The following is a 16,648-nucleotide window of genomic DNA, read 5'->3' as shown; positions in this document are numbered from 1 at the left end:
GCCGAATGCTTGAGGCCGAGGGTATGACCAGTCCGGAACGTTCCGGACTGGTAGGGGAGGACTAATGGCAACACTGTTCAATCTACCGGCATCCGTGCCCACCGTTACGCTTCATGGTCGCTACGTCGGGCCGGACGGCCGTCCGCTACGCGGTTGGGTCGAGATCCTGGCCCCCACTCCCCTAACATTCCCGAACGCCGACGTGTTCGTTACGGGCCCGGTGATTCTTCCGCTGGACGCCGAGGGCAAGTTTGATGTAACGCTACCGGCCACGGACGTTGCAGGCAGCAACCCCACCGATTGGGCCTACTGGATCACGGAGCGCCTACAGGGTGTTGCGGACCGACAGCCCTACGCGATCAAGCTACCCAAGTCCCTAGTCGATCCCTACCTAGATGAACTTGCGCCGACCGACCCCGGAACGCCGAACTACGTTGGCGTAGAGGGCAGTCGTATCTATCAGGGGACGGCGACCCCACCGGCCGGACTCGGCAAGCATGGCGACATGTACGTACGTACCGAGGTCACCCCGCCGTTCCTAGGGATCACAGACACGCGCCTTACCACGTACGCCAAGGTGAACAGCACGTGGACTCTCCAGACCGGAGAGATTCGCGGACACAACATCTACGTCAACAACGAGTCAACCGGTAGCAGCCTGACCAAGCCCGGTGACCTACTCATCCGGTCGGACACTGGCGACTTTTGGCAGCGTGACGCGTCCGGATGGGGCACCGCAAAGGGCAACCTCAAGGGCCCCAAGGGAGACAAGGGAGACAAGGGAGATACCGGCGCACAGGGCATCCAGGGTGTAAAGGGCGACACCGGCCTACGTGGTCCAGACGGCAGCAAGGTGTACGCCTCTGCCTTGGGGTCCGACTTTGACGACGTCGGTGTGGCTGGTGACTTCGGCATCCGAACGGATACCGGAAATCTTTACCAGCATGACGGAACAACTTGGATCAACAAGGGAAGCATCCGAGGTCCCATCGGTGCTACCGGCCCAAAGGGCGACACAGGCGACACAGGGCCTATGGGGCCAGCGGGCAAGGACGGCACCGGCTCGGGCACCGTAACCGCTGTAAACGGCGTACAGCCCAACGCACAGGGTGTTGTGACCCTCTCCCCCGCCGACGTCGGTGCTCTCCCTCTGTCGGGCGGGGATCTCACCGGCTCCACCACCATCCGAGCGACGGGGCACCCATTTACCGCGTTCAGCGGCGACGGTACAACGTACTTCCGTGTGACCGACGCCGGACATGCGTACAGCAACAGCCTACGAAACACGATGTATAACGTGGGCATCGGTCCGACTACCGTTGACTTTGCCGGTGGTACGTACGTTCTCGGTTTCCGTGATGCCTCGGTGGTCCCAACGGCCAACCCGAGCGGCGGGGTCGCGATGTACTCCGAGGGCGGCGCGCTCAAGGTCGTTACACCTAACTCCCGTTTCACCGTAGTTGAGCCTGTACCGCTGGCAACTAAGGGCACCGCCAACGGTGTTGCCTCGCTCGGATCGGATGGCAAGGTTCCAAGCGTTCAACTTCCGACCATGCCCGGCGGTGGCGCTAAGAACACGTGGACGCCACAGGCTCTCGGGTTTGAGGCGTGGTCGGTTGATCCGGGCGCGGTGGCTAACCCTTCGGCCAAGTACCTTACGCCGCAGCGTCTTTACCTGACCGGCTTCAACATCACGGAGAACACGACGGTTAACCGAATCGTCATGTGGGCCCGTGGCTACGGTGGTGTTTCCAGCAACCGCTACCGCGCGGGTATCTACCGAGAAAGCGGAGTTGGTACCGGCTCCCTGGTCGTTCAGACGGCCGGTGTCGCGCTGACCATGGCGGGTCAGGAAGCGGGCGCAATGCCCGAGAACAAGACGAACCACATTGGTGCGGTGCCTATGACGATCACCACCACCACGCTTACCCCCGGTCGCTACTGGGTGGCGTGGTCGCTGGTCACGGGTGGCACGGCCGATTTCTCGTTCTTCCATGTGCAGAACGAAAGCCCAATTGGAACCGCCAACTTTTGGATGCCTGGTTCGCCGTGGGCGCGCGCTTGGTACCAGTCGGGCCAGACTAACGCGAACCTACCGGCGACGCTGAATCAGGCAGCAAGCGGCGCGCTGGCTAACCATGACTATCCGATCATGGCGCTAGCGCGCGTCTAACCTCTCCGGAACGTTACGGGGTGCTTCGCTCGAATTGTTCGGGCAGGGCACCCCCCTTTTGAAAGGCATTACCAGTGAAGCTAGTTACCCGCGCACAGTGGGGCGCACGTAAGCCGGACAACGGTCACGCGGTCGTAAGCTCGAACTACGGCGTTAAGGTCCACTACCTAGGCACGGCGTACAGCGCGGACGTTCATAGCACGTGTGCCGCGTACATGCGCAAGCTACAGAATCAGCACATGAACGGTAACGGTTGGGCCGACATCGGTTACAACTTCGCTGTCTGCGAGCACGGTTACGTGTTTGAGGGCCGAGGGCTGAACGCTCAGAACGCAGCGAACGGCAACACGACGCTCAACCGCAACCACTTTGCAGTTCTCGCGTTCGTCGGTTCCTCGGGGCACACGACCCCAACCGCTGATCAGGTACAGGGCATCCGCGACGCCATCGCCTACAACCGCGCACACGGGGCCGGTAAGGAGATCCGAGGTCACCGCGACGGGTACGCAACGGCTTGCCCCGGTGGTGCGCTGTACAAGATGGTTCAGGACGGTTCGCTAGAGCCGGTGTCGGCACCGGCCCCGATGCGGTACGAGCCGTTCCCCGGTGTGAAGTTCTTCCGGAAGAAGCCGAACAGCCCGATCATCACCGCCATGGGCAAGCGCCTTGTAAAGGTGGGGTGCTCGGCATACAAGGTTGGCCCCGGTTCCAAGTGGACGAACGCCGACCGCGAAAGCTTCAAGAAGTTCCAGCGCAAGCTAGGTGACGCCCCGGCGTACTGCGATGGCTGGCCCGGTCGCAAGCAGTGGGACGCGCTCAAGGTTCCGAAGGTATGAGTAAGCATCAACGAGAGGTAAACACAATGCAGTTCGTCAAGGCTCACGCGGCACGCTTCTACGCGGTTGCGGTCGCGCTGTTCGCCCTAGTGGCGCACTACGTGCCGGAGCTACCAACGGAGCTAGCCCTAGGTCTAGTTGCCGCCGTTCTTGGTGTTGGTGAGGCAGTCCAGCGCACCGAGGACAAGAAGACGGCACAGGCGTACGCCACCGACCCGCGCAACTGACGCGATCCCTGATGGGTGAGAACCACCTATCAGGGAGGCACAGTTGAGGGACGTTGCACTCATCGGGCGGGCACGGTCGGGGAAAGACTCGGTCGGTGCCCGCTTGATGACCCGGTTCGAGTACACGCGCCGTGCGTTCGCGGACCCGCTTAAGGACATGGCGCTAGAGATCAATCCTTGGGTGCCCACCTCCCCCGGTGTCATGGTGAGGCTTCACCGGCTCATTGCTGATGTGGGTTGGGAGTACGCCAAGGACACGTACCCCGAGGTTCGCCGCATCTTGCAACACACCGGGCAGAGCGTCAGGCAGCGTGACCCCGACTACTGGGTAAACGCACTCATCAACGAACTTGCGCACGGCGGACGCCCGTACGTCGTAACGGATGTGCGGTACCCCAATGAGGCCATAGCGCTACAGCGCCGAGGGTTCCGACTCGTCCGTGTGATCCGACCCTCTCTAGGCGACCCCTCCCCCAACGCGCACGAGAGCGAGACCGCACTAGAGGGGTTCCCCGTAGGCGTAACCATCATGAACGACAGCACACTTGCCGAGTTGGCCGCACAGGCTGACAGCATCGCGCGCTAAGACTGGCCCCCATGGCTCACGCTGTGGGGGCTTTTTGCGTCCCTGACCAGTCCGGAACGTTCCGGGGTGGTCCGTTCGGACGAAGTTTGAAGTTGGGGTTTGACACGCCCCGTGGATAGGTCTAGTGTTCTTCTTGTGAGGCCGACACGGAGTCAGCCGGAAACAGACAGGGGTAGGGAAATGGCAGCGAATACGGTTACGGTCGGGGACGTCACCACCGCTGGTCACAAGGTCGGCCGTCTGGGTAAGGGACAGACGCCGCACTTCCTGACCGACGCGAGCGAGACGGCGTGCACCGGAAAGCCCACTACCCCCGCCGACGACTTCAACGCAGAGATCAACCTGTGCAAGACTTGCGCAAAGCTGTTCACCGCAGCAACCGCAGCGACCACCACCACCGAGGAGAGCGACACCGTGGCCGAGACCGAGACCGACACCAAGCCCAAGACGGACGCCGAGACGCTGGCCGAGGTCACCAAGGATGTTGAGAACCTGATTGACGTTCTCTCCACCCTGGCCAAGGGCGACGCCGACAAGATCACCAGCACTCAGGCACAGGCGAACGCCGAACTCCTCAAGATCAGCGCCGCCAAGCGGGCCCCGCTGTCGATGCGACTCAAGGAAGCTGTCGCCGCCGCAAAGGGACGGACCACCACGGCTGTTGTCAAGCCCGAGACCACCACGGTTGAAGAGATCCCCGGTTACGCCGAGATCATCGACAATACGTCGGACAAGATGGCCGAGGGCATCCGCGCCGAGGTCTCGTCCCAGGAAACGGCCCGCGTGCTGGCTGAGGCCATCTTGGACGCCCGACTCCGGGTCGCGGACAAGAAGGGTCGCCCGGACCTCAAGGGTACGCGTCAGGCGTCCAGGGACCTTGCCGGTCGCATCAAGGATGCCGCCGCCGAGAAGCTGATCAAGTCGGGTTACAAGAACGACAAGGCCGACTTTGACGACCTGATGGAATCGCTCCAGGAGAAGATCAGCTACCAGATGACTGCGGTTCTCCCGCAGTTCGTTCGGACGCTGGACGACTCCCCCGAGCAGGCGGCCGAACTGTTCCCCGCGCTGGTCGGTGAGGCCACCGAGGAACGCCCCCTCTCCGCGATTCTCTTTGATGAGTACAAGATTGACCCCGAGTCCCGCGCCGAGCGTGCGGCCCGGAAGCGTGCGGAGACCAAGGCCGCTAAGGAACTTGCCGAGCGTCGCGCGGCCGGTGAGCTGACGGACGGTTCCGAGAACGACGGAGAGGGAGAGGGAGAGGGCAACGGCGGTGGCACCGACGAGAAGTCGGCGTTCGACAAGGCCAGCGCCAAGCTGGACAAGGCCGCTAAGGACGTCGTCTCGGTGGTGGCGAACGCCGAGGAGTACAGCGACGAAGAGCGCGAGAAGCTGCGCAAGCAGATCACGGACGCGTTGAGCAAGTTCGGTGACGCGCTCTCCAAGCTCAGCTAGTCGGCATCATCTAGGGGCCCCGCTCGAACCACTCGGGCGGGGCCCCTCCCCTAGCACTCCGTAACGTTACGGAGTGGACGCAGAGTGACGACACGTAAACTGAGAGTGGACATGGACAAGGCAGACCTTGTTCCGGTCGGTGAGTTCGACTGGACAGACGACTACTCGTATCAGCGCATCCTGACTTGCAAGAATCACCCGACCGCGCGGTACTCCACCAAGAACCCTTGGATGCGCAGCCTTGGGGTAATCCGTCTCCCCGAGGGCGACATCCCCCGGACGAACACCGGAGAGTGCACGTGCCCGTTTCGTGACTTGGTGGTCATCGTGTCCGAGTCACAGCCGGAGGAATGATGACCACCGCTGAACAGTCCCCCGAGATCATCGGGCGCGAGATCCTGCGCCTTGACGCGGAGACCGAGCGGGACGGCCACCGGTGGGGCAAGACTCGGCGCAAGGAAGTACAGGCACGCGTCACGGCCCTACGTTGGGCCTTGCACGTCTCGTTGACGGCCGACACCTCCCGACCCCCAGGGGGCGAGGTTGAGGCGTTCCTAGGGGCTCTCAGGGCCCCGGAAGGGGGTAAGCAGTGACCGACTTCCGCGACATGCAAGAGTCACTGCTAGACGTGATCCGGGGGCGCATCCTGCCCGAGGACCGCGAACGGTTCGATGCAGCACGTAGGGCGATGGAAGAACCCAAGGTCACCCCCTCGGGGACGATGGACTTTGCAGCCACACGCGACGCGCTAGAACGCATGAAAGCCGTTGTGTCTGACGCGCTGGCCAAGGTGCCCGAACCCGATCCGCTCAACAAAGGAGAGACCGAAGATGACCGCTGATGACCTAATCGGCATGTTCCACTGCTTCGGATGCCGCGTCTCGTTCATGGCGTGCCCCGACTGCGTGACGACGATCCGCGTTGACCCCATGACCAACCGCCCCCCGGATGTGGCCATTGTGGACGGCAAGCCGGTTAACGTGAAGCCGGACCCCGAGGGCGCGCACCGGTCCGTACAGCAAGCGGTGTGCGACGCGTGCGTTGGTCTGCGAAATGCACGGTTCGAGAGGGGCGGCCCCGACGCCGTTCACATTGAAGGTATCTGGGAAGCATGGCGGGATCGTCACCGCCGAGCCCACGCCTGACACCCTCCGCCCCACCGGGCCCCGGACTCAACCCCACAGCGGGAAGGGTCCGGGGCCTCTTTGTGTGTTGAGTGTCGATTCTCTACCTCTAATCAAGTCACCATAAGAAAACCTATAGACAACCCGAAAACACCGCCGAGAACAGCACTCAGCACACCGCAAGCCACTCGATCTCTGGGAAGGGAAGATTCCTACCCGAGAGGGGCCAAGAGTGGCCAGCAAGGTAAGCACGATCCAGCGGGGCGGTTCCCGCTTCTACGTCAACGCCGAGACCAAGGAAAAGGTACCGGGTGTCACCTCGGTTGTGGGGATGCTCCCTAAGCCCTTCCTACAGTTTTGGGCGTCCAAGATGACGGCCGAACTCGCCGTGGATTCCCTGCCGTTCGTTCAGCAGATGGCCGAGCGCGACCGTGACGGGGCGGTTGATTACCTCAAGGGTGCCGCGCGCCGGTACACCAAGCTGCGGGCCGGTATCGGCTCGGATGCGCACGACCTGTTTGAGCGCCTGATTCGGGGTGAGTATGTCCCCCGCCGTCTTCACCCGGACATGCAGCCGTACGCCGACAACTTCCGTGACTTCCTTGACAAGGTTCAGCCCGAGCTACTGCGGGCCGAGGATGTGGCTTGGAGCGACACGCACAAGTACGCCGGATCGTTCGATGCGCTGCTACGCGTCAAGGACGAGAACGGCGAGATGGTCACGGTTATTGCCGACTGGAAGACGTCCAAGGCCACGTATCCGGACGTTGCCCTACAGATGGCTGCGTATGGCTTTGCCGACAAGCTGATTGACCCCGAGGGCAACGAGGAACCCATGCCGCACATCGACGCTGCGGCGGTGCTCCACATCACCGCTGATCAGTGGTCGTTCAAGCCGGTGCGGTTCGACGTCGAGGTATTCGGGCATTTCCTCACACTGCGGAAGACGTTCGATTGGGACCGCGAGGTTTCTAAGACGGTCATCGGCAAGCCTTACGCGTCGGGCGGTGCCTCTGGCATGGTGACGGGAACGCAGCGTCGGGGCCGCTGATGTGTCGTGAGTGCAGCCGCAATTCCGGTCACAAGCTGGACTGCTCACAGCGATAAAGCGCGCAAGCTACACGATCTCTGATTATTAGAGAGGGGCGAGCGGCGGAACGGTCGGCAAGGATCACCAATCCGGAACGTTCCGGATTGGTACGGGACACGACCGCGTACCCCGCTCCCCCTCTCGTCACAAAGAATCAGACGAGAGGTAGAACGCATATGGCTGGCCTGCGCATTTTCGAGACCGACCCTGCGGCAAAGCCCAAGCCGCGACAGTTCGCAGACGACTTTGTCGGTCGCTTCCGCTCGGGCCGGATGGTGGGTAACCGCCCCGAGTCGCTTGCCACTTGGCGCGTGACGACCGGTGACCCCGAAGTTGCCGACGCGGTGACCAAGCTCATGGGCGGAACGTCCAACGAGTGGGAGACCACGGGCGAGGACTTTAACGAGATCGTCACCGAGACGGACAAGGTTCTCATCGTCATTGAGAGCCCAAAGGCGCTTACGGCGGATATGAAGCTGTGGGGCCGCTCGGGTCTCATCCATCACTGCGATGGTGTCGAGTTCCTTTCCCCGGAAGAGGACGCCGGGCAGGCGTGCGGTTGCCCTCCCCTGATGGAAGACCGCAAGGCACACGCTAAGTCTGGCCGTGGTCCGTCGCCTTACACCAACCTGGTTTTCCGTCTGGCCGAGGACTACCACCTTGGTAAGTTCCGATTCCAGTCCACCTCATGGAAGCTTGTTGAAGTTCTCCACGAGATCGACAACGCGCTTTCCATGGTCAAGGGTGAGGCGCTGGCCGAGCTTTCGCTAGAGCTGGTCGAGTTCACCACTAAGGCCGGTCGGGATGTTTCCTACCGCAAGCCTGTCGTAAAGGTCCTCAAGCCTTACGCCGATGCCGTATCGGACGCGCCGGACACCGACTACTAAACCCCTCCCTCCCCCGCACTTTCTGACACTCATCTAGGAGAGATTCCCCATGGCGTTCTACCTTGTTACCGATGGCAAGACCAACGAGTACGGCGAGGCTGACACGTTCGTTGTCCGCGCGAGTGGCGTTCGTCAGGCTGTCTCGCTGGCCCCGGTCCTCAACTCTGCCGATGCCGAGGTTGTGAAGCTGGACGACGGCCGCGACGTGCCCCACGCTGTCATCCTGTCGTCTCTCGTTGACCACACCTCCGAGGTTGCCGAGCCCGCCGACACCGTCGAGACCACGTCCACCGAGACGGCCGAAGTTCTGCCGGTCGGTGCCCCCGTCTCCACCGGCTACGCGGTGATCTAGTGGGTAAGCGCGGGGTTGTCACGGACTATGCGGGCGAGGAACTTTACAAGGGTGACCTTGTGGCCTATGCCGCGCGTCAGGGTAACCGCGTGCGCATGACCGATGCTCGGGTTGAGAAGGTGACCACTCGTGTTGCGGGTGGTCGCCTACTCCCCATGCTCAAGGTCAAGCCCACCGGAGATGAGTCGGGTTTCACTCGCCGTAAGTCGCAGCGATCCGTATGGGTTGCCGCTGAACATGTCCGGCTAATCCTGCCCGGTGAGGCAGGCGAATAACGCCGGACCCGATAGGGCCCCGTGCCATGGCTAACCGCTGTGGTGCGGGGCCCTTTTTGCGTTCACCACTCCGGAACGTTCCGGAGTGCTCAGGAGGATTCATGGAACGGTTTCTAAGCTATACGACTTCCCCCGCCCTCGGGGATATTCGGACGATGGCCGAGGGCGATACCGTTTGGCTCACCGAGGCGACGCGAGAGCGTGCGGACTGGGGACGCATTCTTGACGCTCTCTCCGCTGCTATCTCGCGCGGGGTGGCGGTGCGTTGGCTATGAAGACGTGCCGACTATGCGGGCGGGAAAAGCCCGCTCCCGATTTCCTAGCCGGTAAGGCTAAGCGTCCATCGTCCGCATGTTCCGCTTGCCGCAAGGTCCGTGCTGCTCAGCACCGCCGCAAGTGGTATGCCTCGCTGGACACCGACAAGCGCCACACCCTGACACAGCGGAAGCGTGCGGCCGACTACGGCACCGAACATGAGGAGTACAGCCGAACCGCGATCTTCGCCCGGTGGGGCAACTGGTGTTGCTACTGCGGACGTTGGGCTACGCACCTAGATCACGTCCATCCGCTGTCCAAGGGTGGAGCCGACAAGGAATCGAACATGGTTCCCGCGTGTGCGGACTGCAACTTGTCCAAGGGTGCCAAGACGCTAGCCGAGTGGGCCGAGACGTTCGAGCCTGAGCCTCCCCCCTTCTGACCTGCGGTTTGTCACGCTCCGTAAATGCCGGCGTCTACGGAGCGTGACCGCGCAAGCTACTCGATCCCTGGTCATTAGAAGGGAGAAAACATGGAATTCTCTACGGTCCTCGGTCGGTTCACCGAGGTTGCCGAGCATGACGACGGCGGTTACATTGCTCGCTGTCCGGCACACGGGGACTCGCGCCCGTCGCTCCGCATTTGGCGGGGGGATGACAACAAGGTTCGCATTACGTGCCGCGTCGGTTGCAAGCCTGACGCTGTAATCAAGGCCGCTGGCCTCACGTGGCCGAACCTCTTTGACGTAACAGGAGAGGGCAACACCGTTCCCAAGGAACCACCGGCCATCGTCAACGCTGGCCACATTGCAGCGCTGGCCTTTTTCGTTGACTGCACACGCAACGCGCTACAGCGGGACGAGAACGCGAACGCAGCACGTGCATACGCCATTAACCGGTTCGGTCTCACCCCCGAGCTTGCCGAGGAATTGGAGCTTGGCTACGCGCCGATTGGCGCACAGTTCCGCTACGCGTCTCGCGCGTTCACGAACTACCCCCGGCTTACCGTCCCGTTCAAGGACTTTGAGGGAAACCCGCACGGTCTACAGGGGCGGGACCTCTCGGGAGACTGCCCCGGTCGGTGGGTAGGGCTGACCAACCCTGACGCGTCCCGGTGGGGCCTGTACGGCGCGTTCCGTGGCTCCGGTGGGTACGGGGCAACCATCGTCACCGAGGGACCGTCAGACGCACTCACAGCGGTTGCGCTTGGGTACGACGTCGTAATGGTCCGGGGTGCCTCGCTGGCCGGTAGTCCTGAGCTTGTTCGGGATCTCGCCTACGGTCTCAAGGGCACGCAAGTGATTGTGGCCGGTGACAACGACTCGGCCGGAAACATGTTCACCGAGCGACTGTCCAAGGGTCTCGGAGATTACGGCATAGACGTCTACGCGCTGGCTATCCCCCGCGCCGGTGACGACTTGAACGCATGGCGGATGCGGAACCCTGACGCGTTCCCGTCCGCTTTCCACCGGGCCGTTCAGTCTGCACGCCTCCCCCAAGCTGCGGCACTGCAAAAGGCGTCGGCGGAGATCACCGTTCGCACGGGTGCCGACTCGGTCAGTGTCGATGAAGGCAATGAGGCCGCGCGCATCATCGCTGGCCTTATCGCCAAGTACGACCAGTCAGACGCGATGAATGCACACGCTCTTGTCGCATGGACCAACGGCCGTATCCGGCACGCTCCCGGACTCGGGTACTTCGTGTGGGATGGTCGCGTATGGGTTCAGTCGGACCGGATGGTACGGCAGGAAATCCACCGCATGGGGGCCGCTCTCGTGCTCGCTGGTGCCACCAAGGAATCACGCGGTTTCACCATGACGACCAACATTGACAACCTCATGAAGGAACTTCGCTCGGTGCCGAGCGTCGCTGTAGACGTTGACGATTTCGACGCACGCCCGGACTTGCTCAGCTTCCGTAATGGCGTGGTCGATCTCCGCACGGGTGAGCTGCGCCCCCACGACATGGCCGACATGCTGACAACCACCATGCCGGTTGAGTTCGACGCGTCCGCCAAGTGTCCTCGGTGGGAACGGTTCATCGCTGAAATCATGCCAGGTATGCCTGACATGCCTGGGTACCTACAGCGGCTCACCGGGTACGGGATCACCGGGCATACGTCGGAACAATGCTTCGCCGTTCTGTGGGGCAAGGGAGCTAACGGCAAGTCGGTCTACTCGGAGACGCTGTCAAGCCTGTTCGGGGAGATCACGACTACCACCCCCTTTGCCACTTTCGAGAGCAAGGGAAGTAGCGGCGGCATCCCCAACGACATTGCCGCGCTGCGTTCGGCGCGTCTCGTCATGGCATCCGAGGGCGAGAGCGGTAAGCCCATGTCGGAAGCTGTCCTAAAGCGGCTCACGGGTAAGGACCGGGTGACCGCCCGATTCCTTAACAAGGAATTCTTTACCTATCAGCCAACCTTTCTGATCATGCTTGCGACGAACCACAAGCCTAGCTTTAAGTCTCAGGACGAGGGGCTTTGGCGTCGCGTCAAGTTGATTCCTTTCAAGCGGTATTTTGCTCCGCACGAGAGGGATTACGACCTTGACCGAAAGCTGATGGCCGAGTCTGCGGGCATCATCGCATGGGCCGTCCGTGGCGCTATTGAGTGGTACGCGGGTGGTCTACAGGACCCCGGTCCGGTGAAGAACGCGACCAAGGAATACCGGGAGACGTCAGACACGCTTGCCGGTTTCTTCCCCGATGTGCTGCGCCCGACCGGTGGCCTTGACCGCGTGGACGGTACCGACGTCTACAACGCGTACCGCGATTGGTGCGAGGCAGAAGGGTTGCAGTCTCGGGAGGTCTGGTCGCGAACCATGCTGTACCGGGCCCTTGAGGAACGGGGAGTACAGCGCGTGCGCACGTCCCGAGGGCAAGCGCTCATCGGCGTCACGCTGGAAGTAGCTACGCCTAGCGGACCCGGCATCTTCGGCAAGTAGTCGCATCATCTAGGGGACCTCTCCGGAACGTTCCGGAGAGGTCCCCCCTTGCATGGGGAGGAACATTGCAGACTTACAGGCACGAGATAGCCGGTGACCTCGTCTCGGTCAACATCCCGCAGACCTACGCGGACTTGGAAGACTTCCGCGCATGGGCCGAGGAAGCAGCGACACGCGGACCTATCGCGCTGGACACTGAGACCACGGGCCTTGACATTTACTCCGCCGCGTTCGGTCTGCGCACGGTTCAGTTTGGCGACGCGCACACCGCATGGGTGATCCACTGGGAACGCGGCGGGCACTTCCGTGAGTTGGTTCTCTGGTTGCTCCGTAGGCTCCGCCCTCGGTTGCTCATCCACAATGCCGCGTATGACTGGCTAGTCCTTAACCAGCGGGCCGGTATCCCCCTTGAGGACTTGGCCCCGCTCACGCGTGATACCAAGATCATGGCAACCCTGATCGATCCGCGCGAACCCCAAGAGGGGGGCACCGGGACCGGGCTCAAGCCGCTTTCCGGCAAGTGGATTGACCCAACTTCGCCGGACACTCAGGGCGACTTGACGGCCGTGTTCCGCTCCCTCGGTCTGACCAAGGAAACCGGGTGGCGGGGAATCCCGCTGGACCACCCGACTTTCAACTTGTACGCGGGACTTGACGTGATCCTCACGGCACGTCTGTACCCCAAGCTGTTCGGGGAGCTGTCCCGGCTCGGTGTCCGGTCCATGCTGCTGGACTATGAGCACGAGATAGCGCGCATCTGTGCAGTAATGCAGCGCACGGGCATGGTGTTGGATGAGGACTACTGCCGGAAGCTGGACGGAAAGCTAGCGTCTGAGGCAGAGCGTTACTCGGCAAAGGCCAAGCGGTACGGCGTGGCCAACGTCAACAGCACCGCCCAAATTGCCGAAGCGCTTACCGGCATGGGCGAGACCCTGACCGAGACCACCAAGTCAGGTAACACCAAGGTTGACAAGTCGGTCCTACTCGACCTTGCCGACCGGGACTTGCACACGTGGGAACCCCTCGGTGTGCGCACCCCTAACCCGCTGGCCGATGCGGTGGTTCACGCCAAGCGCGCGGGCAAGTGGCGCAGTGCGTACGTGTCCACGTTCCTAGAGACGATGGACGTTGACGGACGCGTTCACCCGATGCTCAACCCGCTTAAGGCGCGCACGGGGCGTATGAGTGTGACGCGTCCCGCGCTGCAAACTCTACCGTCATCCGACCAGATGGTACGCCGCGCGTTGCTGGCCGAGGACGGTCACGTAATGGTGTCGTGCGACTTTGACGCCGTAGAGATGCGCGTACTTGCCGCGCTGGCCGACGTACGCAAGATGAAAGACGCGATCACCGGTGGGCAGGATCTACACGACTACACAGCGAGTCTCGTGTACGGGCCCAACTTCACCAAGCAGCATCGCAAGATTTGCAAGGGTGTTGGGTTCGGCAAGGTGTACGGCGGTGGTCCGGAGACGATTAGCAGGCAGACCGGCGCAAGCCTTGACGCTGTCGCGCACGCGATCCGCACCTATGACCGGGTGTACCCCGAGATCCGGCGCTTTGCCGCACGGCAGGAACGCATAGCGCGCGGTAAAGGACTTATCACCGAGACCATTACCGGCCGTTTGCTGCCGCTGGACCGGTGGCGCGTCTATGCCGTGACCAACTATCAGGTGCAGTCTGCGGCGCGCGATGTGCTCGGACAGGCTCTCATCAACATGGATGAAGCGGGACTACTGCCCATGCTCCGTTTGCCTATCCATGATGAGGTGATTGCATCGGTTCCGGCCCGCGAGGCACAGGAAGTCATGCGCGAGATTGAGCGATGCATGACTATGACGCTCGGTGGAGTGCCGATTACGGCCGGTGCTGAGACCAAGGGACTACGTTCCTGGGGCTCTCTGTACGGGGCCGACTACTAGCAGTGCTTAGGGATGACCTCCCCGGAACGTTACGGGGAGGTCTACCTACTTGTTACCAAGAACTTTTGCGCGCAAAGACTTACCGGGCGTACCGGACATTGACCAAAGAACGTAAAACGACACGACACGTTCCGTTTCCCAATCCAAGGTGAGAGGCCGCCCTCACCTGCAAATGCACGGCTGATGCCGTATCAGACCTGTTGTTGTGTACACACAACACTCTTGCAGTTCTCTGACCTGCGAGTTTCTATGAATCTCGCAACGACGAGATCAGCGCGCGGCCCCGTTCACGCACCACCCGGACGGGTCCGCAATGGTTCCCCCTTGCCTGAATCCTGATGTGACGCAGGACACAGGAAGTCGCGCAATCCGTAGCCCCTCCGGGCGCAAGCCACACGATCTCTGACTTTCAGAGAACGAAAACCGGAGGAAAACGCTATGGACACCCTGACGTACGAAACCATCAAGGCTGCTCAGGACAAGGACCTTGCTGCTACGGCCGAGGTCATCAAGGCCACCGAGAGCCGCATAACCCACATCGCTTACCGTCTCGGTGCCAGCGCAGACCAACGGGAAGAGTTCGCACAGGTTGGCCGGATAGCGGTTTGGGAAGCCCTCCCCCGCTGGACCGGTGACAACGTGGACGGCTTCTACGCGTTCATACACAAGACGGTCGAGGGCAAGATCAAGGACGCCTCCCGCGTGGAGCGGGCACAGGGTGCGACCGGGGCCGACCGTGACGCACTGTGGATCTTCGGTGCGTGCCTCAAGGAAGTCAAAGGCGACGCCGATGCAGCCGAGCACCTTTGTGCCACGCTCCCGCCCAAGGGACGCCGACTCTCCCCCGAGCGGGCACAGGCGGCGCGTCTTGCATGGATGGGCACCGTTTCACTGGACGGCCCGACGAGTGACGGCAACAGCACCGCGCTTGCCGAGATGATCGCCACTGACTACGGCGTTCCGGATGATCTCGTTGAGCCGTCCGACCGCATGTCGGATGAGAAGCGGCGCAAGTTGGCCATCGTTAATGCCGTCATCGAGAGCATGGGAGCCAAGCAGGCTTACGCACTGCGGACACGTTGGGGCATCGGTACCCCCGAGTTCGGGACCGGTGCCGAGGCAGACGCCGAGGTTGCCGACGCCATCGGCGTTGCCCCCTCTCAGGTGGGATCGATCCGCAACAAGGCGCACCGGAGCTTTGCTAGCCGTTACGGAAAGATCACGGGCCTTGTCCCCTGCGACTGCACCAAGTGCGGTAAGTACCGGGCAGAGCGGGGCGTGTCGGTGTGAAGACTTGCCGACAGTGCAAGCGCACGTTGCCTCAAGAGATGTACTGGAAACGTGCTGCGTCCGTCGATGGTCTGCAATACCGCTGCAAAGAGTGCGAACGACCCGGATACGAACAGCGAGAGGCCGAGCGCAAGCGGGCCGCTAAGGCTGCGTACGTACGCCAGTGGCGCAAGCGCAACCCCGAGCACGTGAGGCAGTACAACGCAGAGAAACAGGACTACCGCAACGCGTACAACCGCCGTGCCAAGTTCCGGCACAGGGTGGCCGCCCACCTTCTAGAGACCGAGGCGGTTTACACCCTGTGGCACACGCTGAACGGCGACGGTCCGAGAGCCCGAGAGATCGACGCACGCGCGCTAGTGGCCGAGTGGGAGCGGGCGGGGGTGCCGAACGAATGTCAGCACGGATGCGGGAACGAATGGCGCGAGATCGTACACGTCGTGCCGCTGTACGAGAACGGGGAACACAACGTGACGAACTTGGCCCCACAATGTCGGCGGTGCCCGTGACGACATGCGCTAAGCACGGAATGCCTGCCACGCAGCAGCTACTTACGATGCAGCTTTGCCAGACGTGTGTGGCAGATATGACAGAGGAAATCGGGCGGTGGAGTGCGCGGCGAGAAGCCTTTGCAGCGGAAGACACTTCCGGTGACTACAGCTGCAAAATCCTGGGATGCAGCAACCCGACACCTCTCTACCGTGAGCACGCGTACGGGGCACGCAACAGGCTGTGCATACCGTGCGCAGTAGCGGACATGGCAGAGCGCAAAAGAATTGATAAAGCACGCAAGGAAGCGGAGCGCGCAAACGAAGCGGCCAGAAGGGCGAGAGAGGTGGCGGCATTCGCCCGCGAGAGAGAGGCGATACTTTCGCGCCCCTGCACACGCTGCGAAGCGACTAATGCTCGATCATGGTCAGTCGCCGCACTGTGCTCACGCTGCGAGGAACGCAGACGCAGGAAGCGACAGCGTGAGACGCGAAGCAGAGCAGCGGCAGCTAGGCGGGCACGCAAGGCGCGCGTACCACATGAGCCGTACAGCCGAGCCGAGACGTTCGCCCGTTACGCCGAAACATGCGCCTACTGCGACGCACCGGCCGAGCACATCGACCACGTGAACCCAATCAGCAAGGGCGGTGCCGACGCGCCGCACAACCTACTGCCCGCTTGCGCCCCATGCAACCTCAGCAAGGGCGCAAAATCACTGGCCGAGTGGGCCGCAACTTTCTAGG

17 protein-coding genes are annotated in these 16,648 nt (G+C 62.2%); all 17 read left to right on the top strand.

From position 1 onward, the window contains the following. The first annotated feature begins 64 nt into the window (after nt 1-64). The 17 genes from ACGF2Y_RS11215 to ACGF2Y_RS11135 all read left to right on the top strand — a co-directional run bounded on the left by ACGF2Y_RS11215 (nt 65) and on the right by ACGF2Y_RS11135 (nt 16,647). The gene (locus ACGF2Y_RS11215; protein WP_392945208.1) at nt 65-2,173 is read left to right on the top strand and encodes a hypothetical protein; all 2,109 of its coding nucleotides are present in this window, start codon (nt 65-67) and stop codon (nt 2,171-2,173) included. 74 nt (nt 2,174-2,247) lie between these two features. Next, nucleotides 2,248-3,009, top strand: a complete 762-nt coding sequence (locus tag ACGF2Y_RS11210; RefSeq protein WP_392945206.1) for a peptidoglycan-binding protein — start codon at nt 2,248-2,250, stop codon at nt 3,007-3,009. A gap of 26 nt (nt 3,010-3,035) precedes the next feature. After that, entirely contained in the window at nt 3,036-3,236 is a 201-nt protein-coding gene (locus ACGF2Y_RS11205) for a hypothetical protein (protein ID WP_392945204.1), read from the top strand. 106 nt (nt 3,237-3,342) lie between these two features. Beyond that, nucleotides 3,343-3,822: a hypothetical protein gene (locus ACGF2Y_RS11200; RefSeq protein WP_392945202.1), complete on the top strand. Its 480-nt coding sequence runs from the start codon at nt 3,343-3,345 to the stop codon at nt 3,820-3,822. A gap of 180 nt (nt 3,823-4,002) precedes the next feature. Next, nucleotides 4,003-5,277 (top strand): hypothetical protein, encoded by a 1,275-nt coding sequence (locus ACGF2Y_RS11195; protein WP_392945200.1) that lies wholly within the window; start codon nt 4,003-4,005, stop codon nt 5,275-5,277. A gap of 111 nt (nt 5,278-5,388) precedes the next feature. Beyond that, a complete protein-coding gene (locus ACGF2Y_RS11190) occupies nt 5,389-5,631 on the top strand; it encodes a hypothetical protein (protein WP_392945198.1) in 243 nt (80 codons plus the stop codon). 235 nt (nt 5,632-5,866) lie between these two features. Further along, nucleotides 5,867-6,118: a hypothetical protein gene (locus ACGF2Y_RS11185; RefSeq protein WP_392945196.1), complete on the top strand. Its 252-nt coding sequence runs from the start codon at nt 5,867-5,869 to the stop codon at nt 6,116-6,118. After that, the gene (locus tag ACGF2Y_RS11180) at nt 6,108-6,422 is read left to right on the top strand and encodes a hypothetical protein (RefSeq protein WP_392945194.1); all 315 of its coding nucleotides are present in this window, start codon (nt 6,108-6,110) and stop codon (nt 6,420-6,422) included. Before ACGF2Y_RS11185 ends, ACGF2Y_RS11180 begins: the two co-directional genes overlap by 11 nt. A gap of 211 nt (nt 6,423-6,633) precedes the next feature. Continuing rightward, the gene (locus ACGF2Y_RS11175) at nt 6,634-7,452 is read left to right on the top strand and encodes a hypothetical protein (RefSeq protein ID WP_392945193.1); all 819 of its coding nucleotides are present in this window, start codon (nt 6,634-6,636) and stop codon (nt 7,450-7,452) included. Between the two features lie 215 nt (nt 7,453-7,667). Further along, nucleotides 7,668-8,378: a hypothetical protein gene (locus ACGF2Y_RS11170; RefSeq protein WP_392945190.1), complete on the top strand. Its 711-nt coding sequence runs from the start codon at nt 7,668-7,670 to the stop codon at nt 8,376-8,378. Nucleotides 8,379-8,427: 49 nt separating this feature from the next. After that, complete coding sequence (locus ACGF2Y_RS11165; RefSeq protein ID WP_392945188.1) at nt 8,428-8,730, top strand: hypothetical protein; 303 nt, start codon at nt 8,428-8,430, stop codon at nt 8,728-8,730. Between the two features lie 546 nt (nt 8,731-9,276). Beyond that, the gene (locus ACGF2Y_RS11160; RefSeq protein WP_392945349.1) at nt 9,277-9,702 is read left to right on the top strand and encodes an HNH endonuclease; all 426 of its coding nucleotides are present in this window, start codon (nt 9,277-9,279) and stop codon (nt 9,700-9,702) included. A 90-nt stretch (nt 9,703-9,792) separates the two neighbouring features. Continuing rightward, nucleotides 9,793-12,204 (top strand): phage/plasmid primase, P4 family, encoded by a 2,412-nt coding sequence (locus ACGF2Y_RS11155; protein ID WP_392945186.1) that lies wholly within the window; start codon nt 9,793-9,795, stop codon nt 12,202-12,204. A 65-nt stretch (nt 12,205-12,269) separates the two neighbouring features. Next, nucleotides 12,270-14,126 (top strand): DNA polymerase, encoded by a 1,857-nt coding sequence (locus ACGF2Y_RS11150; RefSeq protein ID WP_392945184.1) that lies wholly within the window; start codon nt 12,270-12,272, stop codon nt 14,124-14,126. 438 nt (nt 14,127-14,564) lie between these two features. Continuing rightward, nucleotides 14,565-15,416 carry a sigma factor gene (locus tag ACGF2Y_RS11145; RefSeq protein ID WP_392945182.1) on the top strand — a complete coding sequence of 284 codons (852 nt, stop codon included), beginning with the start codon at nt 14,565-14,567 and terminating at the stop codon, nt 15,414-15,416. Between the two features lie 38 nt (nt 15,417-15,454). After that, complete coding sequence (locus ACGF2Y_RS11140) at nt 15,455-15,925, top strand: hypothetical protein (RefSeq protein ID WP_392945353.1); 471 nt, start codon at nt 15,455-15,457, stop codon at nt 15,923-15,925. After that, entirely contained in the window at nt 15,811-16,647 is an 837-nt protein-coding gene (locus ACGF2Y_RS11135) for an HNH endonuclease (protein ID WP_392945179.1), read from the top strand. Before ACGF2Y_RS11140 ends, ACGF2Y_RS11135 begins: the two co-directional genes overlap by 115 nt. The last annotated feature ends 1 nt before the right edge of the window (nt 16,648 follow it).

Source organism: Streptomyces sp. NPDC048142 (assembly GCF_043202835.1).
In the GTDB taxonomy this organism is placed as follows: domain Bacteria; phylum Actinomycetota; class Actinomycetes; order Streptomycetales; family Streptomycetaceae; genus Streptomyces.
This window is presented reverse-complemented; position numbering and strand designations above follow the sequence as displayed.